The sequence below is a fragment of the Vibrio sp. QJM3NY_15 genome (assembly GCF_057785995.1).
On sequence record NZ_CM173517.1, the window covers coordinates 1,651,465 to 1,677,220 of the forward strand.

Annotated in this window: 20 protein-coding genes and 1 pseudogene; 15 read left to right on the forward strand and 6 right to left on the reverse strand. The window is 44.3% G+C overall.

What is annotated here, in order from left to right:
• Position 1: 1 nt before the first annotated feature.
• From AC3CKG_RS07410 to AC3CKG_RS07420, 3 genes are all read left to right on the forward strand, one after another.
• Complete coding sequence (locus tag AC3CKG_RS07410; protein WP_488529127.1) at positions 2 to 3,724, forward strand: SbcC/MukB-like Walker B domain-containing protein; 3,723 nt, start codon at positions 2 to 4, stop codon at positions 3,722 to 3,724.
• A 322-nt stretch (positions 3,725 to 4,046) separates the two neighbouring features.
• Positions 4,047 to 4,190, forward strand: coding sequence for a DUF2256 domain-containing protein (locus AC3CKG_RS07415; RefSeq protein WP_017110677.1), 144 nt, complete (start codon positions 4,047 to 4,049; stop codon positions 4,188 to 4,190).
• Positions 4,191 to 4,279: 89 nt separating this feature from the next.
• Positions 4,280 to 5,164 carry a PA4780 family RIO1-like protein kinase gene (locus AC3CKG_RS07420; protein ID WP_488529128.1) on the forward strand — a complete coding sequence of 295 codons (885 nt, stop codon included), beginning with the start codon at positions 4,280 to 4,282 and terminating at the stop codon, positions 5,162 to 5,164.
• Between the two features lie 200 nt (positions 5,165 to 5,364).
• Here AC3CKG_RS07420 and AC3CKG_RS07425 read toward each other — a convergent pair whose 3' ends face one another.
• From AC3CKG_RS07425 to AC3CKG_RS07440, 4 genes are all read right to left on the reverse strand, one after another.
• A complete protein-coding gene (locus AC3CKG_RS07425) occupies positions 5,365 to 6,105 on the reverse strand; it encodes an SDR family oxidoreductase (RefSeq protein WP_372208764.1) in 741 nt (246 codons plus the stop codon).
• On the reverse strand, positions 6,105 to 7,664 hold the full coding sequence (locus AC3CKG_RS07430) for a cryptochrome/photolyase family protein (protein ID WP_488529129.1): 1,560 nt from the start codon (positions 7,662 to 7,664) through the stop codon (positions 6,105 to 6,107). The genes AC3CKG_RS07425 and AC3CKG_RS07430 overlap by 1 nt, the downstream gene beginning before the upstream one ends.
• Entirely contained in the window at positions 7,661 to 9,049 is a 1,389-nt protein-coding gene (locus AC3CKG_RS07435; protein ID WP_488529130.1) for a DASH family cryptochrome, read from the reverse strand. Before AC3CKG_RS07435 ends, AC3CKG_RS07430 begins: the two co-directional genes overlap by 4 nt.
• A gap of 226 nt (positions 9,050 to 9,275) precedes the next feature.
• Positions 9,276 to 9,698, reverse strand: a complete 423-nt coding sequence (locus AC3CKG_RS07440) for a universal stress protein (RefSeq protein WP_488529131.1) — start codon at positions 9,696 to 9,698, stop codon at positions 9,276 to 9,278.
• A 235-nt stretch (positions 9,699 to 9,933) separates the two neighbouring features.
• Here AC3CKG_RS07440 and AC3CKG_RS07445 point away from each other — a divergent pair, with 235 nt between their 5' ends.
• The 9 genes from AC3CKG_RS07445 (at position 9,934) to AC3CKG_RS07485 (ending at position 20,463) form a co-directional block, all read left to right on the forward strand.
• Positions 9,934 to 11,064, forward strand: a complete 1,131-nt coding sequence (locus AC3CKG_RS07445) for a PcfJ domain-containing protein (RefSeq protein WP_076671826.1) — start codon at positions 9,934 to 9,936, stop codon at positions 11,062 to 11,064.
• A gap of 24 nt (positions 11,065 to 11,088) precedes the next feature.
• Positions 11,089 to 11,223: a hypothetical protein gene (locus AC3CKG_RS07450; RefSeq protein WP_017107965.1), complete on the forward strand. Its 135-nt coding sequence runs from the start codon at positions 11,089 to 11,091 to the stop codon at positions 11,221 to 11,223.
• A 64-nt stretch (positions 11,224 to 11,287) separates the two neighbouring features.
• Complete coding sequence (locus AC3CKG_RS07455) at positions 11,288 to 11,740, forward strand: GNAT family N-acetyltransferase (protein WP_488529132.1); 453 nt, start codon at positions 11,288 to 11,290, stop codon at positions 11,738 to 11,740.
• A gap of 317 nt (positions 11,741 to 12,057) precedes the next feature.
• Positions 12,058 to 12,837: an ABC transporter ATP-binding protein gene (locus tag AC3CKG_RS07460; protein ID WP_065112669.1), complete on the forward strand. Its 780-nt coding sequence runs from the start codon at positions 12,058 to 12,060 to the stop codon at positions 12,835 to 12,837.
• Positions 12,834 to 13,772, forward strand: coding sequence for an ABC transporter substrate-binding protein (locus AC3CKG_RS07465; protein WP_488529133.1), 939 nt, complete (start codon positions 12,834 to 12,836; stop codon positions 13,770 to 13,772). The genes AC3CKG_RS07460 and AC3CKG_RS07465 overlap by 4 nt, the downstream gene beginning before the upstream one ends.
• Positions 13,769 to 15,745 carry a Fe(3+)-hydroxamate ABC transporter permease FhuB gene (gene fhuB / locus AC3CKG_RS07470; protein WP_488529134.1) on the forward strand — a complete coding sequence of 659 codons (1,977 nt, stop codon included), beginning with the start codon at positions 13,769 to 13,771 and terminating at the stop codon, positions 15,743 to 15,745. Before AC3CKG_RS07465 ends, fhuB begins: the two co-directional genes overlap by 4 nt.
• A 195-nt stretch (positions 15,746 to 15,940) precedes the next feature.
• Complete coding sequence (locus AC3CKG_RS07475; RefSeq protein ID WP_488529135.1) at positions 15,941 to 17,596, forward strand: multidrug ABC transporter permease/ATP-binding protein; 1,656 nt, start codon at positions 15,941 to 15,943, stop codon at positions 17,594 to 17,596.
• 125 nt (positions 17,597 to 17,721) lie between these two features.
• On the forward strand, positions 17,722 to 19,932 hold the full coding sequence (locus AC3CKG_RS07480; RefSeq protein WP_488529240.1) for a TonB-dependent siderophore receptor: 2,211 nt from the start codon (positions 17,722 to 17,724) through the stop codon (positions 19,930 to 19,932).
• A 276-nt stretch (positions 19,933 to 20,208) separates the two neighbouring features.
• Positions 20,209 to 20,463 carry a DUF3297 family protein gene (locus AC3CKG_RS07485; RefSeq protein WP_029223190.1) on the forward strand — a complete coding sequence of 85 codons (255 nt, stop codon included), beginning with the start codon at positions 20,209 to 20,211 and terminating at the stop codon, positions 20,461 to 20,463.
• A gap of 83 nt (positions 20,464 to 20,546) precedes the next feature.
• On the opposite strand, the gene AC3CKG_RS07490 is transcribed toward AC3CKG_RS07485, so the two are convergent.
• The gene (locus AC3CKG_RS07490; protein WP_017110659.1) at positions 20,547 to 21,047 is read right to left on the reverse strand and encodes a hypothetical protein; all 501 of its coding nucleotides are present in this window, start codon (positions 21,045 to 21,047) and stop codon (positions 20,547 to 20,549) included.
• A 177-nt stretch (positions 21,048 to 21,224) separates the two neighbouring features.
• Positions 21,225 to 21,941, reverse strand: coding sequence for a membrane lipoprotein lipid attachment site-containing protein (locus AC3CKG_RS07495; protein WP_488529136.1), 717 nt, complete (start codon positions 21,939 to 21,941; stop codon positions 21,225 to 21,227).
• Between the two features lie 579 nt (positions 21,942 to 22,520).
• Here AC3CKG_RS07495 and glpT point away from each other — a divergent pair.
• The 3 genes and pseudogenes from glpT (at position 22,521) to AC3CKG_RS07510 (ending at position 25,730) form a co-directional block, all read left to right on the forward strand.
• Positions 22,521 to 23,894, forward strand: coding sequence for a glycerol-3-phosphate transporter (glpT, locus tag AC3CKG_RS07500; RefSeq protein WP_017107967.1), 1,374 nt, complete (start codon positions 22,521 to 22,523; stop codon positions 23,892 to 23,894).
• A 79-nt stretch (positions 23,895 to 23,973) separates the two neighbouring features.
• Positions 23,974 to 25,028, forward strand: a pseudogene (gene glpQ / locus AC3CKG_RS07505) (glycerophosphodiester phosphodiesterase).
• A 237-nt stretch (positions 25,029 to 25,265) separates the two neighbouring features.
• Entirely contained in the window at positions 25,266 to 25,730 is a 465-nt protein-coding gene (locus tag AC3CKG_RS07510; protein ID WP_488529137.1) for an ASCH domain-containing protein, read from the forward strand.
• Positions 25,731 to 25,756: the final 26 nt, after the last annotated feature.

A 25,756-nucleotide genomic window follows, 5' to 3' on the forward strand; every position in this document is an offset into this window, starting at 1 on the left:
TATGAAGATTTTAAGCCTAGAATTTGAAAACCTGAACTCTCTGAAAGGTCGTTGGAAGCTCGACTTTACTCAGTCACCGTTTGCAGAAAATGGTCTGTTTGCGATCACCGGCCCAACGGGTGCGGGTAAGACAACGATTCTTGATGCGATTTGTTTGGCACTGTTCCACCGAACACCGCGTTTGAAAAGTATCGCTAAAGGCACCAACGAGCTAATGACGCGCGGTACCGGTGAGTGTTTCGCTGAGATTGAATTTGAAGTGAAGGGTAAAACTTACCGTTCTAATTTTCATCATAAGAGAGCGCGCGGAAAACACGACGGTGCGCTGCAGACACCAACCTGTGAATTTGCGGATGCTGATAGTGATGCTGTATTAGAAACGCAGCTCACTAAGAAAATTAAGATGGTTGAGACCGTGACCGGTTTAGACTTTTCACGATTTACTAAATCTATCATGCTGTCGCAAGGTGAGTTTGCTGCTTTCTTGAATGCCAACGCTAACGACCGTGCCGAGTTATTGGAAGAGCTTACGGGTACCGAAATTTATAGCCTGATTTCAGAGCGTATCTACGACCACTTCAAATCGAGCGATGAATCACTCAACCACCTAAAAGCTAAGGCTGAGGGCGTGAGCTTACTCTCTGAAGATCAGATTCAAGAGCTGACCAAAGAACATGGCCATCTAGAGTCTGAACAGAAACGTTTGACTGAACAACTTACTGAATGGAACGCGCATTTAGGCTGGTGGAAAGATGTCGTTAAAGCCGAACAGGTTATTACGGCAAGCAATCATGACTTAAAAACGGCGCAAGAAAGCCTTGCTGAAAACCAACCATCGTTAGATCGTTTAGCGAATAGCGAGCCTGCTGAAAAACTGCGTCCGCTTCATAAAGATTTAAAGCGTTGTAGCCAAGAAGTCGTGACGACTCATGCGAACCTTGAAAGTAGTACCAAGCGATTGGCTGAGCGAGATACAGAAAAAAACACGGCACAACAGAGCGTTAATAACCATATTAAGTTGGTTGAGGTCGCTAAACAAGAGCAGCAAGATCAAGAGAAGATCATTGAGCAAGTTCGACCGTTAGATAACCAAGTCGCGATGTTGAAAGACAAGCAAGTAGCGGCTTCTAAAACGTTAAATACGCTTAATCAACAACAGGTTGAGAGAAGTCAGCTGCAAGTCTCTTTGAATCAAACTGTTGAATCCATTAAACAGCAAGAAAAGATCGCTGCACATTATTTAGCGGCTAACCAAGCTGATAGCCTGCTTGAAAAGTATTTGGGTCAATGGCAAATCAAGGTGACTCAGGTTCGAGAGCTCGAACGTCAACACACAGAACTTTTAAATAGTGTTCAAGCTTCACAGCGCACGCTAGCCACTCAGCAAGCAGCGTTACAGGCAGCTAAAGACTCTAAATTGGCTCAAGACAATGCACTCACAGAGTTAGTCTCAGCAGAGAACCAAGCTAAACAGCGATGGGACGTTTTGCAGCAACAAGCCAATGAACATACCCTTAATGCACAAAAAGAGGTGTTTGAGCACTGGAGCCGTAACACCAATACTCTGGCGGATATTAATCGTGGCTTTATTCAGGCGACTCAGCGCATAACGTCTAAATCTCTCGAATTGCAAACCAATACACAACGTAGTGAAAAGCTCACAAAAGAGCGTGAAGTGCTGGTGGAGCGTTACCAGAACAATAAGACATCATTAGAGCGCTTAACTCGCCTAATTGATCAAGAGGGTGAATTAGCAAAGTATCGAGCGGCGTTGAAGCCGAATTCAGAATGCCCGCTGTGCGGCTCAACTGAGCATACTATTGAGCAATCTCAGGATATCGCTGATCTTGTTGTACAAAAAGAGCGAGAAGAGCAAGAGTTAGCCGTTATTCAGAAAGACGGCACAGAGCACCGTCAACAATTGGATTCACTGGTGCCTATCATCAATGGCCTCAACGATGAAATTCAGCGTGCTCAAGCAGACATCGAACAAGCCAAACTGAATTGGGTAAACCTTGTTACCAAGCTAGAGCAAAGCAATGCAACGTTATTGGCTAACAATTGCCCACTCAATATCTATCTGCCAAATGTAGAAGGGTTAGGTAATAGCGATGTTGTGCAGTCGTTCGTTGATGCTTGTGAGCAGCAGCTTAACAACACGATCGTACTCCTGCGCAATATGGCTGATGCAAAAAATGCCTACATTGACGCAGAGAAGCAGCGCGCAGCAACCGCGATGGTTGTCGAGAAGGTTCTATCTAATCTTGAACTTGCAGAACAACGACTCGCAGACCTTTCTACACAAACGAACGCATTGATAGATCAAGCCGCTAAATGTTCGCAAGCGAAAGAGTCTGAATGGCAAGGGCTTAGAGAAAGCATTATTCAAACATCGATTGAAGCGCCTGAGTTAGCGCATATCGATGCTTGGTTTGCTCAAAAGCTTGAAGCTTCTAATACGTGGCTGACCACAAAACAGCAGCATGATGAGTTAGATAAGCAGTTGATTAGCCAACATGCTGAGCTGAAAGTATTCGATGACAAACTAGAAGCCTTAGCGAAAGACATCACAGTGGCGAATCAAGAGGTTGAGTTACTGTCGAAAGAGCTGGAGGTTGTTACGGAATCTAGAACGCAGCTGTTTGGGACACAAGACATTCAAATTGTAACCAACACTATGAAGCAAAAAGTGATGGATGCCGTCAGCGCACACGATGCCGCTCAAACAGCGTTTAACCGTTGTGAACTCGAGCACCGAACAGAACAGACAAAACACACATCTTACAGTGACGAGCTAACGGCGAAACAGACAGCTCTGACTGAAGTGACATCGCTTTGGACGCAAGCATTAACGACAAGTCCATTTGCTACAGAAGATGAATTTGAGTCGGCACTGTTGGATGAAGCCGTGACAGTGCAACTGCAAAGCCTTAAGAAAACACTGGAAGAGGCGATGGTTAGTGCCCAAGCTCGTTTGAATTCAGCCAACGCGAATCTAGTCGAACTTAAAGGTCATGATAAAGCGGAAGCTTGGCAACAACTTCCACTACAGGAAGTAGAACAAGCCGTGACGGACTGTTCCAATGCACAGCAAAGTCATGCTACGCAAATTGGTGCGATTTCTGCGAACTTGGAAACGGATCGCCAAAACCGCAGCAATCAACAAGACTTGTTCAAACAGATCGAAGTACAACAACTTGAGTTTGACGACATCTCACGTCTTAATTCGTTGATTGGCTCTAGAAATGGCGACAAGTTCCGTAAGTTTGCTCAAGGGTTAACGTTAGAGAACTTGGTGTACTTGGCCAACAAGCAATTACAACGTCTACACGGTCGTTACGAGCTAAAACGTAAAGCCGATGACGGGCTAGAACTGCAAGTGTTGGATACGTGGCAGGGCGATGTGATGCGTGATACTAAGACCTTGTCAGGTGGTGAAAGCTTCCTAGTGAGTTTGGCGTTGGCGCTAGCGTTATCTGATCTTGTGAGCCACAAAACCAGTATTGATTCACTGTTCTTGGATGAAGGTTTCGGCACGCTAGATAGCGATACATTGGATATCGCACTTAACGCGCTCGATAACCTAAATGCGTCAGGCAAGATGATCGGCGTAATCAGCCACGTTGAAGCACTGAAAGAGCGTGTGCCAGTTCAGCTTAAAGTAACAAAGCATTCAGGCCTTGGTGTAAGTGAGATGGAAAAGCAGTACAAGGTTATTGCTTAACTGAATTGAGCGGACTTAGTTGAATTTGAGCAGAGTCAGTTCAGATAAAGCCGAATCCGTTTGGATAAAGCAGATCCCCGACTCAGTCGTTCTTCCTTCTCGAGGATGACGGAATCGGGGTTGTTATCAACCACACCGCTGCCACTCCCTAAAGTCAGGAACGATTAGAATACGACGTCATTCCCTGAAGCGAGGAACGAACGTAGTAGGGAATCTAGCTTTATTAGTAATACTTTAGTCGTTCCCTAAAGCGAGGAACGAGCGTAATAGGGAATCTCTCGTTAACGAATGGGATAATTGATTCATCGGCAAGGAAGAGGCAATGCACAAGAAACCACATCTACCCACCAAGACATGTCCCGTTTGCCTCAAACCATTCTCATGGCGTAAAAAATGGCAACGTTGTTGGGAAGAGGTGATTTATTGCTCTACACGTTGTCGTCGCCACAAGACAAAACCCACATAATCTCCCTTCATTTAAGAATCTATTGAGAATAACCACTCATTTAACGAGTTAATATTTTATCTGTCAGGTAACTCATGTATAAAGACGACATGAAGATACCTAAAAGAATACAGCCTTTAGTTGACGATGGTTTAGTCGACGAGGTGAAAAGCCAACTCATGAGTGGCAAAGAAGCGTCAGTGTACATAGTACGCTGTGGTGATACGATCCGTTGTGCCAAGGTGTACAAGGAAATAAGCCAACGTAGCTTTAAAAAAGCAACGGCATATCGAGAAGGGCGAAAGGTCCGCAACAGCCGCCGCGCTAGAGCGATGGAAAAAGGCTCTGGTTTCGGTCGCGAGCAACAAGAAAAAGTATGGCAAAGTGCAGAAGTGGATGCCTTGTATAAGCTGGCAGAAGCAGGCGTTCGCGTGCCTGTCCCTTATGGTTGCTTTGACGGCGTACTGCTGATGGAGTTGGTCACTGATGACGAAGGTTATGTCGCTCCGAGATTGAATGATGTGGTGATGCCGCCTGAACAAGCGATTGAAGATCATGCGGTGATGATGACTTATGTCGTTAAGATGCTTTGCGTTGGTTTGATTCATGGTGACTTGTCTGAATTCAACGTATTGGTTGATGAATATGGCCCTGTGATTATCGATTTGCCGCAAGCGGTCGATGCTTCTGCGAACAACAATGCTGAGTGGATGCTGACTCGTGATGTTAATAACATCCGTGATTATTACGCGCAATTTGCCCCTGAACTGGCGAGCACTGAGTATGCTAAAGAAATGTGGGCACTGTTTGAGAAGGGTGATTTGAAGCCGGATAGCAAACTAACGGGTGAGTTTACCGAAAGCGACGCCTTGGCAGATATTGATGCCATCATGCAAGAAATTGACGCAGCCCGCGCTGAAGAGCAAAGCCGACGCGAGCGTGTTAAGGAAGAAAAAGAAGGTGTCGACGAGAGTAAGTTCAACTGGGCTGAGTAGCGGTAATAGTAAAGTAATGATCAGTGTTGATCCTTAGTTGAATCCTCAGAGTGCCCTTCGTTGAAACGACATTTTTAGTTTCAACCAGTAGCTTCGAGCTAACTACTAAACCCAACAGAGTCACACCTTTGTTGGGTTTTCTCTTTTTTAGCTTTCATAAAATTTTACCATTCATCAAAGCCAGCGATTGGTATTCTTCCCTACCAAGTCAATTGCTCACCATCATACGCGTAGAAATGACCGCTTTTATCCGGCGTAGCCGTTCGAATGATGTCCACCAATTGATGAGCTACATAACTAGACTCAAACAACTTGCCTTCGGGCACATTGGTTTGAAAGGGCTTGGATAGAGCGGTGTCTGTTGTACCAGGGTGGAGCGCTAATACCGTGCCTTTTTTCAATGTACGTTGCCATTCAATCGACATGGTTTTGATGAACATGTTGAGTGCGGCTTTAGATGAGCGATAGCTATACCATCCGCCTAATCGGTTGTCTGAAATGCTGCCGACTTTGGCCGATACCACTGCAAATTTTGGATTGTCACTGGCTTTAAGAATTGGCGTGAAGTGCTTGGCCAGTAACAAGCTAGGTAGGGTGTTTACCGAGATGTTTTTCAGAAAGAATTCTGGGTCGATAGAAGATAGGTTCTTTTCCGGCCCCAAATCTGGTGTATGAAGCATACCCACGCAATTTATTAACCAATCCAATCGCTCGAATTGAGTGCTTAGTCGTTCAATATCAGCTTCGTTGGTGGCATCGACTTGGTGCCAATTTAAACGGTTATCTTCCAATTCTGGTCGTTGTGAATGATAAGTCGCGTCGACATGTACATCGAGAAAATCAAAGCGAGACAGCTCAGACAATAGGTGCTTAACCACGGCGAAACCAATACCGCCGCTGCCACCAATGACCAATATGTGTAATCTGAGTTGTTCCACCATTATAAGTTCTCCAAGTTAGTCAGTCGTTGTTCTGCGGTGTCGAGTATCGCTTGTTGGTCTTGCTCATCCATATTGTCCCAAGAGCGATAAAGCATCCCCATTCGAGGGTTGCGATTTAAGGCCTCGCGATGTTTGTTCATGAAGCGCCAGTACAAGCTATTGAATGGACAAGAACTCTCGCCACTGCGCTCTTTAATTTGGTAATGACAGCCTTTGCAGTAATCACTCATGCGATTAATGTAAGAACCGCTGGCAGAGTATGGTTTGGTTCCGACGATCCCGCCATCAGCAAAAAGTGCCATACCTCGCGTATTCGGCATTTCGACCCATTCAATCGCATCGACGTATATACCAAGGTACCAACTATCAACTTGATTCGGGGCAATGCCCGTGATTAAACAGAAGTTACCGGTGATCATAAGCCTTTGAATGTGGTGGGCATAAGCAAACTCGAGGGATTGATCAATCGCGTGCTTCATACAATTCATCTTGGTTTGCCCATCCCAAAAATAATGAGGCAACTGACGGTCTGCTGCGTAGTGGTTTTTGTTGGCGTAAGCAGGCATGTTTGCCCAATAAACGCCGCGTATGTATTCTCTCCAACCTAGAATTTGGCGTACGAACCCTTCGACTTGTGCAATATCGATAGTGGGTGCGTTTAGCTTTGAAGAAGCCTGATAAGCCGACAGCGCTGCATCGATCACTTCTTGGGGGCTTAGCAGTTTGCTGTTCAACGAAAAGGAGAGGCGACTGTGATACAAACTCCATTTTGAATCATGCTCGGTCGTCATTGCATCTTGAAAGTGTCCAAACAGTGGCAAACAGACTTGGCAGAAGTGAGCAAGCAGAGACAGGCTTTGCGCTCGATTGACTGGCCATAATAACTGTTCGCCAACTTCACCAATGGTTTGAACTTGATGATGCTCGATGCGTTTTAAAATCGCAGAAATGTCGTTGGCAAACATTAATGGTAGCGGCAGGTTGTCGATGTCTTGTTTCTTCAGCTTCTTGCGATTGTTTGCATCGTAATTCCATTTTGCGCCAACCGGTTTGCCATCGTCGAGCAGGATGTCGAAACGCTTTCGCATTCGACGATAGAAGTGTTCCATCATGATGTGTTTGTCTTTCGGAAACTGAGTTTCAATCTCGTCAAACGGAAACAGGAAGTGCTCGGAATCGCTACAGCCTTTGGTTACTCCGGTTAACTTCAGCTTTGCTAATTGTTGGAGAAGTCGATATTCATCTGGCCGTTGGTATTCAAACTTTTCAGCAGCAAACTCGTGGACGTAGTGTTGCAATAGAGCATCGAGGTTTTCAAATTGAGTCGTGTCATCCAGAGTTAGGTGGAGTACCTGGTGACCTTGTTGTTTGAGCTCGTCGGAAAAGTAGCTCATCGCAGAGAAAAAAGCGGCCACCTTTTGGATGTGCGATGCAACGTAGTCAGTCTCTTGCTTGAGTTCGGCAATGATATAAATGACGTCGTCATCAACCTGTTGAAACCAAGAGTGCTGGACATTGAGTTGGTCGCCTAAGACAAGGCGCACGGTTTTGAAGTTCATAACACATCCTGATTGTTAGTTAAGACAGGTTCTTTGCTGCACGCATTCCACTTATTGATAAACGCATGGTCTGGATCGTACATATCCGCTTGCTTACCCAAATCAAAATGTCGTGATTTAGGTTTAGGTTGCTTAGCATTATTTTGCTTGTTGGCTTGGGTGTTTACCTGAGAGTTCAGGGAACCGGCTATATATGCCCAATTACCCCAGTTTGATGCCACGTCATAGTCGATAAGTTGGCTCTCAAAATAGGCTGCGCCGTGTCGCCAATCGCCACCTAATTCGTAGATCAAACAGCTGGCTGTTAGTTGTCTTCCTCTGTTCGACATGTAGCCTGTTTCGTTAAGTTGACGCATACACGCATCGACAATCGGATAGTCGGTATTGCCACTTTTCCATTTGGTAAAATTCAGGTTCGACGTTCCCGAGGGGTTTGGGGTGTTGAGCTTTTGGTCTGAAGAATCACCGAATAACGATGAGCCCAGAGATAAGCATTTCCAATAGAAATATTCGCGCCACAACAACTCAAAGTAGATCCAATAGGTTGAATCGTTACTGCCATGTTCGGCTTCGAACTGCTTCAAATGGCGATAAATCGTTGTAGGCGAAACGCAGCCGAGTGCCAACCACGGCGAAAACTTGGTTGAGTTTTCGATGCCGTCAAATGCGTTTCGAGTCTGCTTGTAGTTAAGGGCGTAATCATGTGAGAAGTAGTTATCTAAATGTGCTAGTCCTGCGTCTTCGCCACCCAAATAATCGTTTGTTGCTGCTCTTTGTACATTTGGAGACGTGAATAGTGGGATTGCCGTTACTGGTGTTGGTGCTGGTATCACTGCTGGTGGAAGGCGTGTAATAACCGTCTCATCGCTATTAACGTCCAAGTGTTCGACTAGCTTTCTAAATTTGGTAAACGAGCTCGGGACTTTTGATAATTCAAACGGCAGCTCATGTGAGTCAAACAAGGTCGAGTGATGTGGCAAGCATGTTATTAAACCAGGGTGACGGCTTTGTAGTGAATGAATCAATTGTCGCTCGTCGTAACCGCAGTGTGCATTGGCGAAAAAGTGGGTGACGTGTTGTGTAGCAATGATTTGACTGAGTGTTTGCTCGGCTGCGTCTGGTTCTAAATGATTACTGTGAATCACGACAAGTTGCTGACCAAATTTAACTAAATTCGATTCTAGGTTAGTTATCGATTGTGAAACAAAAGTCTGGCGATGTGCACCATAACTTTGTTCTTTCGCGAAATCAGCAGAGAAACGAACCAAAGTGGGTTCGACAATCACGAAAATGAGTTTATCGACGCTCTGTGTAGCGCAATGGAGCAATTGGTTGTCGTTGATTCTTAAGTCGTTTGTAAAAAGATAGAGACCAATCTTTTTCATTACTTACACTCGTGATTTGTTAATTATTAGACGCTTACGAGTTGATAAGCCGACAAGATCACAAATGAACTTAGCAAATGGGGGATAGTTGGATTGGGGTAAATAAGAGGGGATGTAAGCCAACCAATAATACCGATAGAGGCTGGCTATTGAAGCCTGGCTTTATAAGCCAAACAGCTATTTTTTAAGAGCGACAGTCTTTAGGAACCGTGGGTCTTTAGAAGCTCTAGTCCATAGGAACGACAAGTATGTCGACGGGAGAAGAGTCTATCAATTGCTTCGAGTGCGAGATGATCTTATGCCAAAAATCATGGTGATGACCACAAAGCATTAGGTCAATGTTGTGCGTTTTCACGGCATCCTTGAGTTTGTCATTCAAATCACCTGTACCTACAAAAATATGCTGAACCGGCTGTTTAGCGTAAGCCTCAAACTCTCTTAAGTGTTTTATCGCATCTTCATTGACAGGTAAGTCACCATTATTTTGCTGAATATCAACGAGTTCTGGGTAGATTTCTCCGTGAGTACCGTCGATATAAACAAACGAAAGTTCCGTTTCTAGTTTGTTCGCGAAGAAGGTTGCTCTATCAATGAGTATTTTCGAGTCATCAGACATTTCAAGTGCGACCAGAATATGTTGGTATTCCATAATTAAAGCCTCTTGTTATTAGTGATGTTACAAGCATAGTTTCTCTCTAAGCAAATGATATCGAAGAGGTCTCATATTGCGTAAAATCATCATTCAAAGATCTTCTAAGTACTCTCGTATTTATATCGCTTTGATTGATAAGAAATTTACAAAAGGTTGTTATAGTGGTTCGAGCGTTAGCTTATGCTAGTAGATAGGCTCGACAGTTCAACGCGCCAATAACAAAGAGGCACCAATGACAGCATTACTTACCATTCCCACTCGCACATTAGGCTTTGACTACGATATTGAGATCAGTGATTGGTCGCAAAAGCTCGTGGGCTTTCATGTGTTTGAAGATGGTAGACGGCCGCTCGACGGTGGTATTGGTTTAAGCCTCAATCTTGTTGAACAATTTGATGTAAATGGTCGTTGGTTAGATTCGTTACCTGCTCGTTATCGAGAAATCACTGATGATTTTCCAGAGTATCAATATCAAATGCTTTGGTTGGCTGCGAACACTTATGAGGCGGCTCAACTGCTTGAATTAAGGCCGGTTATCTTGGCGTTAATCTGCATGAAACACAGTGTCGATAACAAGAAAGCATTGGAACTGAGTCGCCTAGGGCAAAAGAGAATCTTAGCCAAACTGGGCTTAGACGGCAGTAAAGCAACACTCAAATTTATCGATAAGCTAGAGCTGCATTACAACATCGGTGATGAGCTTGACCACATTGTTCGAATTCTCGAACCGCTACAAAGACGTGTACTCAAATTCAAACATTACTCTAAAGTAGGCTACACAGCGCTGCGTTTGGATCAGGTTCATCCGTTTTTAACCGGCAGTCGATTAGGTATTGCAATGGTTGAAGAGGGCAGGCTCAATGCGCCTTCAAAGATGGCCATGTTCCAAGACGCGATTTTACTGGGTCAAGATTTGGAGATGGACGATCCATTGCGCGCCATCACCAGTCAAAATTCCTTTGCTATGTTTGAGCAACTGCATGATAGATGGACAGAACAGCGTCAGTTACGCCGTCTAGAAGGAAATCGGCCTGTGGACATGGACATCCCTTATCCAGTTCCTTTACTCGGTAATGACAATATTCATCCGCTTACTGATTACTACGACCTTGAACAAGAGGGCGTGGAACAAAAACATTGTATTGGCGTCTATCACAATCGAATCATGAGCGACCGCTATGTGGTGTTTCGAATGCTCAAGCCTCAGCGCTTAACCATTGGCCTACGTCGTGTTCCAAGCAAAGCCTTTCCGTTTGAAATTGACCAGATTTGTGGGAAACGAAATGCACCGCCATCTGAGTCTGCTCGCCAAGTTATTCATGATTGGTTAGAAGCGAGTAAGCAAAAGTATCCGAAGCAATAGCTGCGAACTAGAAGGAATAACAGGATGTTTCAACAAGGTGATTTATGCCCGCATTGTGGTTTGATTATTGTGATGCCAACGGATTTGCAAGCCGAATGCTTGGGGTGTGGCGAAGAAATCAATGAAGACCCAGCAGACAGTTACGAAGAAGAAGAGTAGCTTTATCTACACTGATATAAACCAAGGCTAGGATGGCCAAATTACCCTTTCAAAGGACGGAAACATGCAGAAAGTAATCTTTAGAAATTGTGATGAAAGTTCACCTTGTTGGAGTGAATTAGAAGGCTTATTTCAAAGCGAATGGTCTGATTTCAAGTTTAAAGATACGTATAAAGACAGCGTGCAACTTCCCCCAGTAATAACAGTACTTCGCGATAATGTGGTCATTGGTGGCTTGGCATATTCCCATTTTCAGGAACCTCATCAAGTGCGGGATGTGGTGTGGATCAACGCCGTGTTTGTTGAACCTCAATGGCGCGGCCAAGGTATTGCGAGTGAATTGATTAAACGAGCTGTTGAACAAGTGCCAGGCTATTATCAATCCCAACCCTCGAAAGATTCAACGTCTAAGTTGTACGCCTACACCAATATTGCGCCTTTGTACCTTTCCCTTGGTTGGTCAATTGTCGAGATTGAAACCGAACCCAATCATCACGTCATGAGCGTTTCGTTTTAGGCTGAATATTCGGAAACAGCCTAACAGCCACGAAACTCTCTGCCTTCCTCATCCATCGATTTATGAGCATCTTTTCATAAATGCTTAAACTTCGTTGCGACAAAATCTTGAATCAATTTTAGATTTCATTCTCTAAATTAGGCTTCTAACTCTTTAAAATATAGGCATAAATTAGTACGACATTCAGTTTAATCTAAATGAAAATCGTTTGCGTTAGCGTTTTTGCAAGTGTATAAAAGCGTGTCTGTTAATGATTTTATGAATATGTTCGTATTTCATTAATTCTTTAGTGAATGATGTATTTTAAGGTTGAAGATATGCTCGAAGCAAAGGGACTTGGTTTTAGCGTAGGGGATAAGCAATTGCTCAAGACATTTGATGTGTCGTTTGAGCAAGGAAAAATCTACGCTTTGGTTGGGCATAACGGCTCGGGGAAATCGACCTTATTAAAGTTGCTAGCGAAGCAACAGCACGCGACTTCAGGCGATATTTTCCTGAAAGATAAAGCGGTCGCTAAATGGTCTGATAAGGACTTCGCACAGCAAATTGCTTACTTACCTCAACATTTACCTGCAACCGACAGTTTATCCAGCAAAGACCTGGTGAGCTTTGGCCGCTACCCTTGGCACGGCTTATTAGGTCGACTTTCAAGTAAAGATAAGCAATACGTTGAAGAAGCGATGCAACTTACCAACACAACGCAATACGCTGATCGTCTAGTGGATACCTTATCGGGTGGTGAACGCCAGCGTGTGTGGCTTGCGATGCTGTTGGCTCAACGCACCAAATACCTTTTGCTCGATGAGCCTTTAGCAGCACTCGATATCGGCCATCAGATTGAAATGCTGACATTGATTAAGCGCCTGAGTGAAACATTGGAAATTGGCGTGATCATTGTTATTCACGACATCAACATGGCTGCACGTTTCTGCGACCACATTATTGCCTTACATAGTGGCGAGCTATTAGTTGAAGGCGAGGTTGATGAGGTGTTCAAAGAGTCGATATTGAAAGATATCTATGGTGTGCCTATGCACATTACTCAACACTCTGCGGGTTACCCAGTCGCGATGCCTGGTGATTTGGAGCCAGCATGATGCTTAAACAGTCTTTCCAATCAATATTACATCGCTCGCATGTCACTCGTACTCTTATCTCAAGTGTTGTTATCTCTAGCTTACTGGTGTTTTCTCCACTTTCGTCAGCCAATCAAGATACGTCTGAGTTGAATGATGACGATCAACCTCGATTGGTTTCCATCGATTGGACTCACACTGAAACGCTTTTGGCGTTGGGCGTTACTCCTATTGCGGTAGCGCAAATTCCCGATTACAACTCGTGGGTAAAGTCTCCTCAAATCCCGTCAACTGTTGCGGATGTCGGCTTACGAACACAGCCAAACCTTGAACGCATTCATGAGCTCAAACCGGACAAGATATTACTCTCTCCAATGTTTTCAACGCTGGAGACTCAACTCAGCAAAATTGCCCCTGTCACGACCATTGGTTTGTACCGAAGCGGTGATGTCGATTGGTCAGCGTTAGAAACGGTTACCCGAAAGTTAGCAAAGGCCTCTGAAAAACAATCTCAAGCTGAAGTTTTGATTCAGAAAGCGAATGCTGAAATGGCTCGTTTAGGTACTCAGCTACCAAACAATGTGCCTGCAATGTTGATGGTGCAATTCATGGACACTAATCACGTTCGCGTTTTTGGGGATAACAGCCTATACAAAGCTTCAGTAAACAAGATTGGCCTTGAATCAGCATGGAAGGCGCAAACCAACGCTTGGGGTTACAGCTTGGTTGGTGTCGATCAGCTTATTGGCGTTAAAGGTCAAATCGTGATTATTTCTCCAATGCCAGCAGGGACTGAAGAGAGCCTTAAAGCAAATCAGTTTTGGCAATACATTGTGAAAGAGTCGGGCCATCCCGCGTTACAAGTACCAGCGGTGTGGAGCTTCGGGGCGATACCTTCTGCAACACGCTTTGCAAGGTTCATTGTTTCTGAATTGAACCAAGGAGGCGTGCTATGAGAGTTCTCTCGTTTGGTGTTTTGACTCTTTTAATGGTTTCTACATTGGCTCTAATTGGGCAACACTTATCTGTCTCTCAGTTCGGATTGAGCCGACTTTCTAGCTTGTGGACCGCTGATTTCACTTCTCCTGACTCAGTGAAACTGCATTTGGCTTGGTGGCCGAGGTTATTCACTACATTGTTATCTGGCGCAGCGTTGGCAGTGGCGGGTGTCTTGATGCAACAGGTGCTCAGAAACCCTTTGGCTTCACCGTCTACGTTAGGTGTCGCGAGCGGTTCGAGCTTTGCACTTATGTTAGCGACACTCTATGCCCCTTGGCTTTTAGAGTGGTCTTATTCGTTGGTGGCACTTGTTGGTGGCGTAACTACGATTGGTTTGGTGTTTGTTTTGTCTTGGCGACGTGCTTTATCTCCAACCGTCGTGATTGTCTCTGGCTTAGTCGTGAACCTCTATTTTGGCGCTGTGAGTACTGTCTTGTTAATGATGAACCAAGACAAACTGAATGGCTTAATGATTTGGGGCGCTGGTTCATTGGTTCAAACCGGATGGGAAGATGTTCAGTACTTGGCTCCACGCTTAGCGATTGCGACTCTCATGGCGTTTCTGTTTGTAAAACCACTGAGCTTGCTTCAGTTATCAGAAGAGGGCGCTAAGAGCTTAGGTGTTTCGTTACCTAAATTGAGAGTAGTTTGTTTAGGGTTAGCAGTATTGTTGACGGCTTGGGTTGTGAGTGCTGTTGGTGTTATTGGATTCGTTGGTTTAGCAGCCCCTGCGTTAGCACGCTTGATGGGTGTGCACCGTTTAGTCCCTAAGTTATTGGTATCTATGGTGTTAGGTGGCTTGTTGTTAAGCCTTACCGATCTGCTTATTCAACAGTTGCCGGGCATCATGTCTATGTTTGTCCCGACAGGGGCTGCAACGGCTGCGTTAGGTGCTCCACTGTTGTTGTGGTTGCTGCCCAAGTTGTCCATGAAAAGTCAGTCACAAACACAAACTGTATTAACGCGTCATAAGGAAGTAGCTTCTCGCTTAAACAAGCATTCAGTGGTATTGGCCAGCTTGTTTATTGCGATGTCGCTGGTCGTGTTTAGTTTGTTCTCTGTACAAACTGAAGGTTGGCGTTGGTTATTTCAAACTCAAGACTGGGCAATGCTCGAATGGCGTTTACCTCGATTAACGGCAGCGGCATTAGCGGGCAGCATGTTGGCAGTCGCTGGTACGATCGTTCAGCGTTTGAGTGGCAACCCAATGGCCAGCCCAGAAGTGATTGGTATCAGTTCTGGTACGGCATTAGGTTTGATTATCGCAATCTTTGCGGGCTTTGGCAGCAGCGTGGTTGGCCTTTATGTCGGTGGCTTTATTGGCGCGGTCTGTACTTTGGGCATCATTGTTGTGCTTAACCAAAAGTCGGGCTTCCAACCGGAAAGAGTACTATTAACAGGCGTTGCGATAACGGCACTGATGAACGCTGTGCAAAGTTTTGTATTGGCAGGCGGTGATCCAAGAAGTTATCAAGTTCTGGCTTGGTTGGCAGGTTCAACGTATTACGTCACCGAGGTAACACTCGTGCCGTTACTGATATCGTCGGTTGTATTTATCTCGTTAGGTTTTCTCTGTGCGCGATGGTTGGATGTGTTGCCATTAGGGCAGGCGAGTGCCCAATCTCTTGGTATCAATGTATCAAGATCTCGAATTCTATTGTTGGTGCTGGTGGCATGTTTAACCGTGAGCGCAACGCTGGTAGTTGGTCCATTAAGCTTTATTGGCTTGATGGCTCCACACATGGCGAGATTATTTGGTTATAGCCGTGCTAAAGAGCACCTGATCTGTTCTTCGTTAATTGGTATGGCACTGATGTTGTTCTCGGATTGGCTTGGTAGACAGTGGCTTTACCCACAAGAGATCCCAGCAGGATTGGTGGCTTCGATTATCGGTGGCATGTACTTGATGTGGGGCTTAAGAAGGTTATAGCAGTCGCTTGTAGTCCTTGTCGTTAATTATCGCGATTACTGAATACTAGTAACGGGTGTCTGTTGAATTAACGGGTTGAGCTTCTAGAGGCCAAGACTAAACAACAAGATTATCGTACTTGGTTTATACGGGTTTATCTTTTTCTTTATTGATAATGATAATCACAATAATAATTAATTGAATGGTGTATATGAAATGAGATTGATCCTATTGCTGGCTGAAAAACAGAAAAAGTCACTGTTGTTCGTGATCTTATTGAGTATTGCGAGTGCGTTCTTGAGCGTGGGCGTGATTGCGTTTATCCAGCATAAGTTACTTGAAAGCAGTGGTCCACTTTCCAATACCCTAATTCAGTTTACTTTGCTGCTGATTGGTTTGTTGGTGACAGCCACCGTTGCTCAAGTTGCTCTCCATAAACTGGGACATAAATTCGTTTATAACAAGCGTTGTGAATTGGTCTCTCAACTGTTGAATACCGATATAGAACAAGTCGAGAAGGTTGGAAGTGCAGGGGTACTCACGTCACTTAATACTGACATTCGAAATATCACTATCGCATTCGTACATTTGCCTGAGCTGATTTATGGCTTGGTGTTAACGGTGGTGGCATTGGTCTACCTGGCTTTTTTGTCTATGCCTCTGTTTGTTGTCAGCGTTTTAATGCTGTCGTTAACCGGTGTCATTGGCTATCTGCTTGTTACGCGCATCACTAAACACGTTAAACAGGTTCGTGAGTACGACGACAAGTTGTATCACGATTACCAGTCCTTAATTGATGGTCGTAAGGAGCTATCTTTAAACCCATTCAGAGCTAAGCGTTACTTTGATGAAACGTTTTCAGTCAATGCTGAAGGTTACCGCAATCAAGTGACACAGGCCGATATCCTAAATGGTTTTGCTGCAAACATGGCGAATACCGTGGTTTTGACGCTGATTGGTTTGAACTTTTATCTGGCGACTGGCTTAGGTTGGGCGACGTTAGAAGTCGCATCTACATTCGCATTGGTTGTGTTGTTTATGAGAACACCATTGATGTCTGCAGTGGGTTCAATTCCAACCTTGATTACTGCCAATATTTCGATGAAGAAGTTGTCGTCGTTAGAGTTGAGTACCGACCGAAGCTTGAGTCCAAAATCGGCAAAAACCAAAGTATTCAACTCACTAGAACTCGTGGGAGCGAGCTATCGATATCGCTCAGATTTTGATGGCGACGCATTCAGCGTAGGTCCAATCGATTTTAAAATAGAACGCGGTGAACACATCTTCATTATTGGTGGAAATGGCAGTGGTAAGTCGACCTTTGCTCGTTTGCTTACAGGGCTCTACCGACCGCATTCTGGCCAAGTTTATGTCGATGGTAATGAGGTGACTCAAGCACATTGGCAAGATTATCGCCATCAATTCTCGGCTGTGTTCAGTGATTTTCATCTATTCCATCAAATTGTCGATGGTGAAGGCCAAGATATCGATAGCAAAGATATTGACGAGTGGATGGTACGTCTTGAAATGGCACATAAGGTCGATCACCAGCAAGGTAAGTTGAGTGATGTTCGCTATTCACAAGGTCAACGAAAGCGACTGGCACTGATGATGTCAGTACTCGAAAAACGCGGTTGTATTCTGCTTGATGAATGGGCCGCTGATCAGGACCCACGCTTTAGAAAACTGTTTTACCGCCAGTTACTACCACTGCTTAAACAGCGTGGGGTGACTGTAATCGCGATTACTCATGATGACGCTTATTTTGATGCCGCAGACCGCATTTTCAAAATGGATACCGGCAATCTTATTGAGTTGAGTAAAGGGAATTTGGCTCAAGCGCACCAAGCACTAGAAAGTGTTGTCGCTTGAGTTTTTAAGAGCCGAGTTAGGCTCAAATACAAACAATTAAATAGTAAAAGTTACAGTGATTGTTTGTGTTTTATTGGAATAGGTTCATAGCCGTATTGAAGGAGAAATATATGAATCGGCACTTTATGCGTACCCCAACAGCACTTGCGGTCGCTTTAGTTATATCGTCAGGAATGGCTCAAGCTAACGAAGATGAAACCGTTGTTGTTATTGGACAGCAACTTGAAGACAGCTCAGTAGGTCCTGATTTTAGTTACGTAGGATTAAGCAGTCGAACAGCAACAAAAACAGACGTTGCGATAGGTGAGACACCACGTGCAATTTCGATTGTGACTCGCGAACAGATGGACGATCGAGCGTCGATCAGTATTGCCGATGCATTACAGTACACGCCAAGTATCCAAGCGAACTATTTTGGTGAAGACAACAAGCAAGATTGGTTTGTTATCCGTGGCTTTAAGCAAGCAAACAGCGGCTTGTATCAAGACGGAACGCGTTTGTACTCATCTGGCTTTTACAGCTGGCAAATCGACCCGTTTGGCTTGGAACGAGTAGAAATCTTGCGTGGTCCAGGATCAGCGTTATACGGCCAAACTCCTCCAGGTGGTGTTATCAACGTAATCAGTAAGCGTCCACAGTTTGATGGTGGCTCGGGTCAGTTTGCTATCGAATACGGTACTGATGATCGCAAGCAGATTAGCTTAGATGTGAACTCTGAAGTTAACGATAAAATGGCGTTTCGCCTGCAAGCACTTGGTCGTAAAAATGGTAGCCGTGTCGATGGTGTAGAAGCTGAACGCATTTTTATCGCACCTTCTCTGGCTTATAAATTTACAGACGACACAAAAATCACGTTACTAACCAGCTACCAGAAAGATGATTCTGACCCGTACCTACAATTCTTACCAATGGAAGGGACGTTAACCTCAAATCCAAATGGGAAAATCAGTGATAGCACCGCGGTAGGCAACACAGATTGGGAAACGTTCGAGCGTGAACAATTGTCAGTAGGTTACGAATTTGAACATCATTTCAATGACAGTACTTACTTTATGCAGAACACGCGTTACAGCAAGATGGACATCAACCTTCGCCAAATGTATTCCCTCGGTTATGCAAAAGATAATCTTTTAGGAGCATATGACCCTACGGACAGTCAGATTCTGCGTGGGGCATCAACAGAAGAAGGTACATCGGACGCGTTCAACATTGATAACCGAGTTGTACATACCTTTAAAACCGGGATTGTAGAGCATACGTTACTTGCTGGTATTGATTACCAAAACATCGATATTGATAGTAAAGATTATGCTGCAGACCCATTTGTCGCAGATGGTAATAGTTCGATTGGAGTTCCAGTACCTGGCGTGGGCTTAGTTCCAATCGCTAACCCATTATTTGATGTGTTCAATCCATCATATAGCAATAACGTTACCTTGCTTAATTCAAGCTTTGGTGTCGTTGATGAATCTGATCGCCAAACCACCAAGACCAAAAACAATCAGTTAGGCCTGTATCTGCAAGACCAAATGATGATTGCTGACAAGTGGGCTGTTCAGGTTGGTGTTCGTTACGACGATTCTCAAAACAAGACCCACAATACATCGACAGGTAAGAAGACTAAGGTTGATAACGAAGAATGGACAACCAACCTGGGTGTTGCTTACCTAATGGATAATGGTTTTACGCCATACGTCAGTTACGCACAATCGTTCAATCCTATTATTCAACTAGACGTAAATGGTGATCCGGCTAAACCAGAACGCGGTGAGCAGTATGAAGTGGGTTTGAAATATCAACCGCGTAGTTTTGAGGGTTACTTCAATATAGCGGCATTTGAAGTCTCGAAAGAAAACCTAGCGCGCACTGTTAATAACCAGCTAACGCAAATTGGCGAAGTTCGTAACCGCGGTATTGAACTAGAAGCGGTGGCAAACGTAACAGAAGAGCTAACGTTAATCGGCAATGTGTCATTCATTGATTCGGAAATTACTGAAGATGCAAACAACAGTTATGTAGGTAAGACTCCGTCACAAATTGCTGATCAACTCGCTTCGGCTTGGGCAAACTACCGCTTCTTGAGTGGTCCTCTCGATGGTCTAACAGTTGGTGCTGGTGCTCGTTACATTGGTGATTCATACGCTGATAACACCGAGACAAACGTTGTACCTTCATACACATTGTTTGATGCAACATTGAGTTACCGAATCGAAGATTACAAGTTCCAAGTTGCAGCGAAGAACTTAGCAGACAAAGAGTACGTGGCTACGTGTGATTTCTACTGCTTCTACGGTGACCGCCGTAACGTGATTGCGAGCGTAACTTATGACTGGTAACGTAACTTTATAATCAGTGATTACTCGTTTATGAGCACTCAGTCCAACGGGCTGGGTGCTTTTATTTTATATTAGGGTAATCATTCTTAGCTTCGCTAGAAATGTTGAAATCTGTAAAAGCTTTGTTTTGAAACGCTGCAACGACCGCTGCTAAATCAAACAACTAGACGCTGATTAAAACGATCAAGACGATTTATTGCAGCAGTTGTTGAGCACAAAGCCTATATTGACTAGAATGACGCACTTTTTTTATTTACGTACATACAGGTAATGAACATGAGCGATACTAATTCAAGACCAGCTTTACCAGATCATCTTGCAGGTAACCCACGCAGCCCACACCACGTGGCTGAGTGTTTCGAATACCCAATCGGCATTCGTCTAAATGGTAAAGAGCGTACTGATGTTGAAGAATACTGCATCAGCGAAGGTTGGGTTAAGATCCCTTCTCCAAAAGCGCTAGATCGTTTTGGCCAGCCAATGCTTATTACTCTTAAAGGCACAGTAGAAGCTTTCTACATCGAAGATTAATCACTTCGTGTAACTCGATAATGTCGAAAGGGCCTAGAGAAATCTAGGCCCTTTTTGTTTGCGTAAGGTTCCTTAGGTCGACTTTACCACGCGATACCTGCACCAATCGAAAACTCGACGTCTTCACCTTCTGCTTTATCAAAACCTGCGGTCACAACAAAGCCATTATCCATAATATAGGTTGCATCTAAGCCACCGACTTGTTTGGTTGTGCTATCAGAGAACTCGCGGTTATCCAAAGTTACGTCTGTATGGGTACGCTTAATCCCGTAACCGGGAGTGATGTACAAATTTTCTGTGATTCCAATAGGGGCGTGAAACTGATATTCGTTGTCGCGTTGTTTGTATTCGTATGATTCTTCATCTTCGTTATAAGCCGAGCGAGTAAACTCGATGCCATAACCTATGCTTCCCGGACCACGATATTTGATGTAAGAAGCAGACCAATCTCTCCACCCACGTTCGGCCGATAGGCCAAAAGTAATCGCAGTTTCTTCTTGGTTTTGTTCATAGGCTTGAACTTCCGATACATTGAAGAACAGAGTAGCGGCTAAGATGAGAAGGGGAAGTTTGTTATTGGTCATTGGATCGCTCGCTTATGTATACAAATATCGACGAATTCAAAAACGTTGAATGTCAGTAAATTAGTAACCTAGTCCGGATCTTCCTTGAGCTTTTTTAGTTATGTATTCTTTGTTGATGCTTGAGCGGCATCCTCTTAGGTTTGAGGATGCCTTTTGATATGGGAATGGTGATAAGTATTATTTCAAAGTACGTAGCTTATTAACCTGCATTTTTGTTCGCACTTTGGTGGCTTGCGCTTGCGATGGCAAGTTGTCTTTGACTTTGTTTTTAATGTCTGCGACAGGGATGAAATTCCACTGGCCGTCGTGATACTTAACAACGAATGTTTCACGAGCAATCTCTTCTCGGAATACCCAAACACCATCGTCTACGCGTTTAAAGTCCCCAAGTACATTGCCATTCGTACCTCGAACCGTCCAAAAGGTGTAATCATCGTCGGCATAAGTGACGGAATCTTTTTTGCCTGAGATCACCTTGTCTCCAGAGCTAACCGTGACATAGTTGTCGCGAATGAGAATCTCACCGACACGCTTATCATCCACGTAAATACTGTACAGAGTTTCGTGACCATCAGAACGTTCTTTAACGCTTGAGATATGTGCATCGCTGTCGTCTCGGTTAAAGAAAGGAATGTCTCCCAACTCAGGGATATAAACAAAACCTAAATCTGCTTGAGCGACTTTGTCTTTAAGAGTCGGAGCATCATTGCCATAGCTCGGATCTGGATTCTCATAACCGCCATCGTTATCTGTATCGTCTAGCCCAAAACCCGGATCGATGTTTTCAAAACCGTAGTCGCCGTCAAATTGAGGTTGTGCAGGTTCAGAAGTGCCACCTGATGAACAGCCGGCCAAAACAGCAGTAAGCACAAGAGCGATAAGTGATTTGTTCATGATATTTCCTGTCGTTATTTAATTTCATAAAGGCAATGAGTGGATAACCAATTCCGCTAGTCGCTGGCCTAACGCACTTAACGTTGTAGGGCTGCTGCATTGCTTGAGGTTGTACGATACGTAAACATCGCTGTTGAATAAATAAACTGAACAATAGATTTAACATCACGATTGGTTATGTGTTGTTACTTCGAAAGAACGCTGGTAGATATGAGTAGTGGGTAAAAACTGAGCGTGGAATCGTTTTGCAATGTGGATCTTGAGTCGTTTGGTGTTTTATAAGTGCGTCAGAACGCTATTCGCGCGTTCAAAATATGTACCTTCCGTTCGTTATTTGTTCATTCGAATTGTTGATCGTCTTTAAAGAACCTTCCAAAAGTAAAATACGCAAACGAAAATATGAAGCGTAGTCTAATTAAATGAAACTAAAATGCTGTATTTAAAGTTATTTTTTGTTAATGGCTATCTCTATCACAGAAATTAATCCTGAAGCACATACAATGCCCTGACTTTCGAATGAGCGTTAATTTTTTCGTTCGAGCATTTTTATTTTTATCGCCCAATACACATGAGGTTCCTATGTTTGGAATATTCAAACCTATGGCGCATATCGATCGCTTATCTACCGATAAGATCGATAGCACCTACACACGATTACGATGGCAGCTTTTTCTCGGCATCTTTGTTGGTTATGCGGGGTACTATTTAGTCCGCAAAAACTTCAGTTTGGCGATGCCATACCTTATTGAACAAGGATACAGTCGCGGAGAACTCGGGGTTGCTTTGGCCGCAGTTTCCATTGCTTACGGTCTATCTAAATTTTTAATGGGTAGCGTTTCTGATCGCTCTAACCCTCGTTATTTCCTCAGTGGCGGCTTGTTAATGTCGGCATTGGTCATGTTCTGCTTTGGTTTCATGCCATGGGCGACAGGCAGCATCACTGCGATGTTTATCCTGCTGTTCTTGAATGGTTGGTTTCAGGGCATGGGCTGGCCAGCTTGTGGGCGAACCATGGTTCACTGGTGGTCGCGTAAAGAACGTGGCGAGATAGTGTCGGTATGGAACGTTGCTCACAACGTGGGTGGCGGTTTGATCGGTCCAATGTTCTTATTGGGTCTTTGGGCTTTTAATGACGACTGGCGAACCGCTTTTTATGTTCCTGCATTTTTTGCCACTCTCGTTGCTATTTTTGTTTGGTTCACCGTAAGAGATACACCTCAATCTTGTGGCTTACCACCGATTGAAGAACACAAAGACGATTACCCAGACGACTACGATACGTCTCATGAGAAAGAAATGACGGCGAAAGAGATCTTCTTTAAGTACGTTTTCTCTAACAAGTTGTTGTGGTCAATCGCGATTGCTAATGCGTTTGTTTATCTTATCCGTTATGGCGTACTTGATTGGGCTCCGGTCTACTTGAAAGAAGCAAAAGACTTCTCAGTAGATAAATCTTCTTGGGCTTACTTCTTGTATGAATGGGCGGGTATTCCTGGAACGCTACTGTGTGGTTGGATTTCAGATAAGTTATTTAAGGGCCGACGCGCACCAGCAGGGATCCTGTTCATGGTTCTCGTTACTGTCGCTGTATTAGTGTACTGGCTGAATCCGGCAGGTAACCCAACGGTTGATATGCTGGCACTTATCGCGATTGGTTTCCTTATCTACGGACCAGTAATGCTAATTGGCTTGTATGCACTTGAACTTGCACCTAAGAAAGCGGCAGGTACGGCTGCAGGTCTTACTGGCTTGTTTGGTTACTTAGGTGGCGCAGTTGCTGCCAATGCCGTGCTTGGTTTCATGGTTGACCATTACGGCTGGGATGGCGGTTTCATTATCTTGGTCGGTGCTTGTGTTGCTTCAATAATTTGTCTGCTTTACGCCTTCTTAGGAGAGCGTGAACACCACAAACAAAAAGAACTCGAACAACAGAAAGAAGCATTAACTCAATAGTTCATTAACTGGACAACGTCATACTAATAAACAACAGAGGCAGGTATATCCTGCTTCTGTTTTATCAAGGGAAACAATAATGAAGACAACGTCACTGTCTCTGACTTTATTAGCACTTAGCTTATCTGCCAATGCGTTCGCCGACCCTTTAGTGATAGCGCATCGCGGTGCTTCTGGTTATTTACCCGAGCACACACTACCTGCTAAGGCGCTCGCTTACGCAATGAAACCTGACTACATCGAACAAGATGTCGTGATGACCAAAGATGATGAACTGGTGGTATTCATGAGCACTATTTAGATCGCGTCACCGATGTTGCTGACCGCTTTCCAGATCGCGCACGAGCAGATGGCCGTTATTACGCGATTGACTTTACGCTTGCTGAGATCAAATCATTAAAAGTGACCGAAGGTTTTAACCGTGATGATCAAGGCAACCGAGTGGCAGGGTACCCAACACGCTTCCCGATGTGGCAGTCAGATTTTCGCGTTGCTACATTTGCAGAAGAAATTGAACTGATTCAAGGCTTAAACAAAACGCTGGGTTATGACGTAGGCATTTATCCTGAAATCAAAGCACCTTGGTTCCATCGTCATGAAGGCAAAGATATCTCGAAAGCTGTGCTTGCCACCTTGCAGCAATATGGTTATCTATCAAAAGACGACAAGGTATATCTACAGTGTTTTGATGCCAATGAGCTGCAACGTATTAACGATGAATTAATGCCTGCGATGGAAATGGATCTTAAGCTCGTTCAGCTGATGGCCTATACAGATTGGAACGAAACCATGACTTACAAGGGCGACAAAGCCACGCCATACAGTTATGACTGGATGTTTGAGAAAGGCGGCATGGCAAAAGTCGCTAGCTACGCTGATGGCATTGGCCCATGGAAGCCTATGCTGGTGGACGATGCATCGACCAAAGATAACATCATTATTAAGCCATTGATGAAGTCAGCAAAAGACGCGGGCTTAGACGTTCACCCGTACACTTTCCGTGCTGACCCAGGAAGAATCCCAGCTTATGCTGATAACTTTGATGGCATGTTGGATGTCTTTTACAACCAAGTAAAAGTCGATGGTGTGTTTACCGATTTTCCAGACAAAGCGGTCGACTTCTTAAACCGTTAATTTCCCGCTTAGATACTAGTAACGAAATACGAAGAGCTAAAAGCACAGTCTTAAGTCGCTTTTAGCTCTTCATGTATTAGTCTTAAAATCCTACCCATATTCTTCTTTCTCAGCCCACATTTTCATATTCACTCAGTTTACAGCAATAACGCGGCTTGATAGGTTACTTCCAGTGCAGTCAAATGCTTAATCTATAAGTATTTATCGACTCGACCTTATATTGAATTTGGACAAATCATGGAAGAAAGAAGCAAAGCTTATCTCGATAGCTACCTCAATACATTGTCAGCAGACGTTGCCTCGCAATACACCTCCTTTAGTGCAGACTATTATTGCGCCGACGAATACAACGCCAACCTATGCGCGCAACTGATGCTCAAAGGTGATAAGCAAGCATCTTGTAGCCTTGAATATTGGTATAGCCATGAAGGGGAAGCGATGCCTGTCGTGGGGCATTTGCAAGTCGTCACTGATTGGGATGGCAAACCTGTTTGTATCGTTGAAATTACCTCTGTTTCTTCGTGTCCGTACAACGAAGTGACTGCAGAGTTTGCTGCCGCTGAAGGAGAGGGCGACAAAACCTTGGAGTGGTGGAGAGAAGCGCACTGGAACTTTTTCTCTCGTGAATGTGAAGAACTCAAGATAAACCCGAGTGAAGACATGATGCTGGTACTTGAGCGTTTCAAAGTGGTTCATCAATAAACTGTGAGTTTGAAAAGTGTCCAAGG

What these genes read in the sequence shown, in the direction of transcription:
- AC3CKG_RS07410 (WP_488529127.1), top strand. Translation starts at nt 2, where the DNA reads ATGAAGATTTTAAGCCTAGAATTTGAAAACCTGAACTCTCTGAAAGGT.
- AC3CKG_RS07415 (WP_017110677.1), top strand. Translation starts at nt 4,047, where the DNA reads ATGCACAAGAAACCACATCTACCCACCAAGACATGTCCCGTTTGCCTC.
- AC3CKG_RS07420 (WP_488529128.1), top strand. Translation starts at nt 4,280, where the DNA reads ATGAAGATACCTAAAAGAATACAGCCTTTAGTTGACGATGGTTTAGTC.
- AC3CKG_RS07425 (WP_372208764.1), bottom strand. Translation starts at nt 6,105, where the DNA reads ATGGTGGAACAACTCAGATTACACATATTGGTCATTGGTGGCAGCGGC.
- AC3CKG_RS07430 (WP_488529129.1), bottom strand. Translation starts at nt 7,664, where the DNA reads ATGAACTTCAAAACCGTGCGCCTTGTCTTAGGCGACCAACTCAATGTC.
- AC3CKG_RS07435 (WP_488529130.1), bottom strand. Translation starts at nt 9,049, where the DNA reads ATGAAAAAGATTGGTCTCTATCTTTTTACAAACGACTTAAGAATCAAC.
- AC3CKG_RS07440 (WP_488529131.1), bottom strand. Translation starts at nt 9,698, where the DNA reads ATGGAATACCAACATATTCTGGTCGCACTTGAAATGTCTGATGACTCG.
- AC3CKG_RS07445 (WP_076671826.1), top strand. Translation starts at nt 9,934, where the DNA reads ATGACAGCATTACTTACCATTCCCACTCGCACATTAGGCTTTGACTAC.
- AC3CKG_RS07450 (WP_017107965.1), top strand. Translation starts at nt 11,089, where the DNA reads ATGTTTCAACAAGGTGATTTATGCCCGCATTGTGGTTTGATTATTGTG.
- AC3CKG_RS07455 (WP_488529132.1), top strand. Translation starts at nt 11,288, where the DNA reads ATGCAGAAAGTAATCTTTAGAAATTGTGATGAAAGTTCACCTTGTTGG.
- AC3CKG_RS07460 (WP_065112669.1), top strand. Translation starts at nt 12,058, where the DNA reads ATGCTCGAAGCAAAGGGACTTGGTTTTAGCGTAGGGGATAAGCAATTG.
- AC3CKG_RS07465 (WP_488529133.1), top strand. Translation starts at nt 12,834, where the DNA reads ATGATGCTTAAACAGTCTTTCCAATCAATATTACATCGCTCGCATGTC.
- fhuB (WP_488529134.1), top strand. Translation starts at nt 13,769, where the DNA reads ATGAGAGTTCTCTCGTTTGGTGTTTTGACTCTTTTAATGGTTTCTACA.
- AC3CKG_RS07475 (WP_488529135.1), top strand. Translation starts at nt 15,941, where the DNA reads ATGAGATTGATCCTATTGCTGGCTGAAAAACAGAAAAAGTCACTGTTG.
- AC3CKG_RS07480 (WP_488529240.1), top strand. Translation starts at nt 17,722, where the DNA reads ATGCGTACCCCAACAGCACTTGCGGTCGCTTTAGTTATATCGTCAGGA.
- AC3CKG_RS07485 (WP_029223190.1), top strand. Translation starts at nt 20,209, where the DNA reads ATGAGCGATACTAATTCAAGACCAGCTTTACCAGATCATCTTGCAGGT.
- AC3CKG_RS07490 (WP_017110659.1), bottom strand. Translation starts at nt 21,047, where the DNA reads ATGACCAATAACAAACTTCCCCTTCTCATCTTAGCCGCTACTCTGTTC.
- AC3CKG_RS07495 (WP_488529136.1), bottom strand. Translation starts at nt 21,941, where the DNA reads ATGAACAAATCACTTATCGCTCTTGTGCTTACTGCTGTTTTGGCCGGC.
- glpT (WP_017107967.1), top strand. Translation starts at nt 22,521, where the DNA reads ATGTTTGGAATATTCAAACCTATGGCGCATATCGATCGCTTATCTACC.
- AC3CKG_RS07510 (WP_488529137.1), top strand. Translation starts at nt 25,266, where the DNA reads ATGGAAGAAAGAAGCAAAGCTTATCTCGATAGCTACCTCAATACATTG.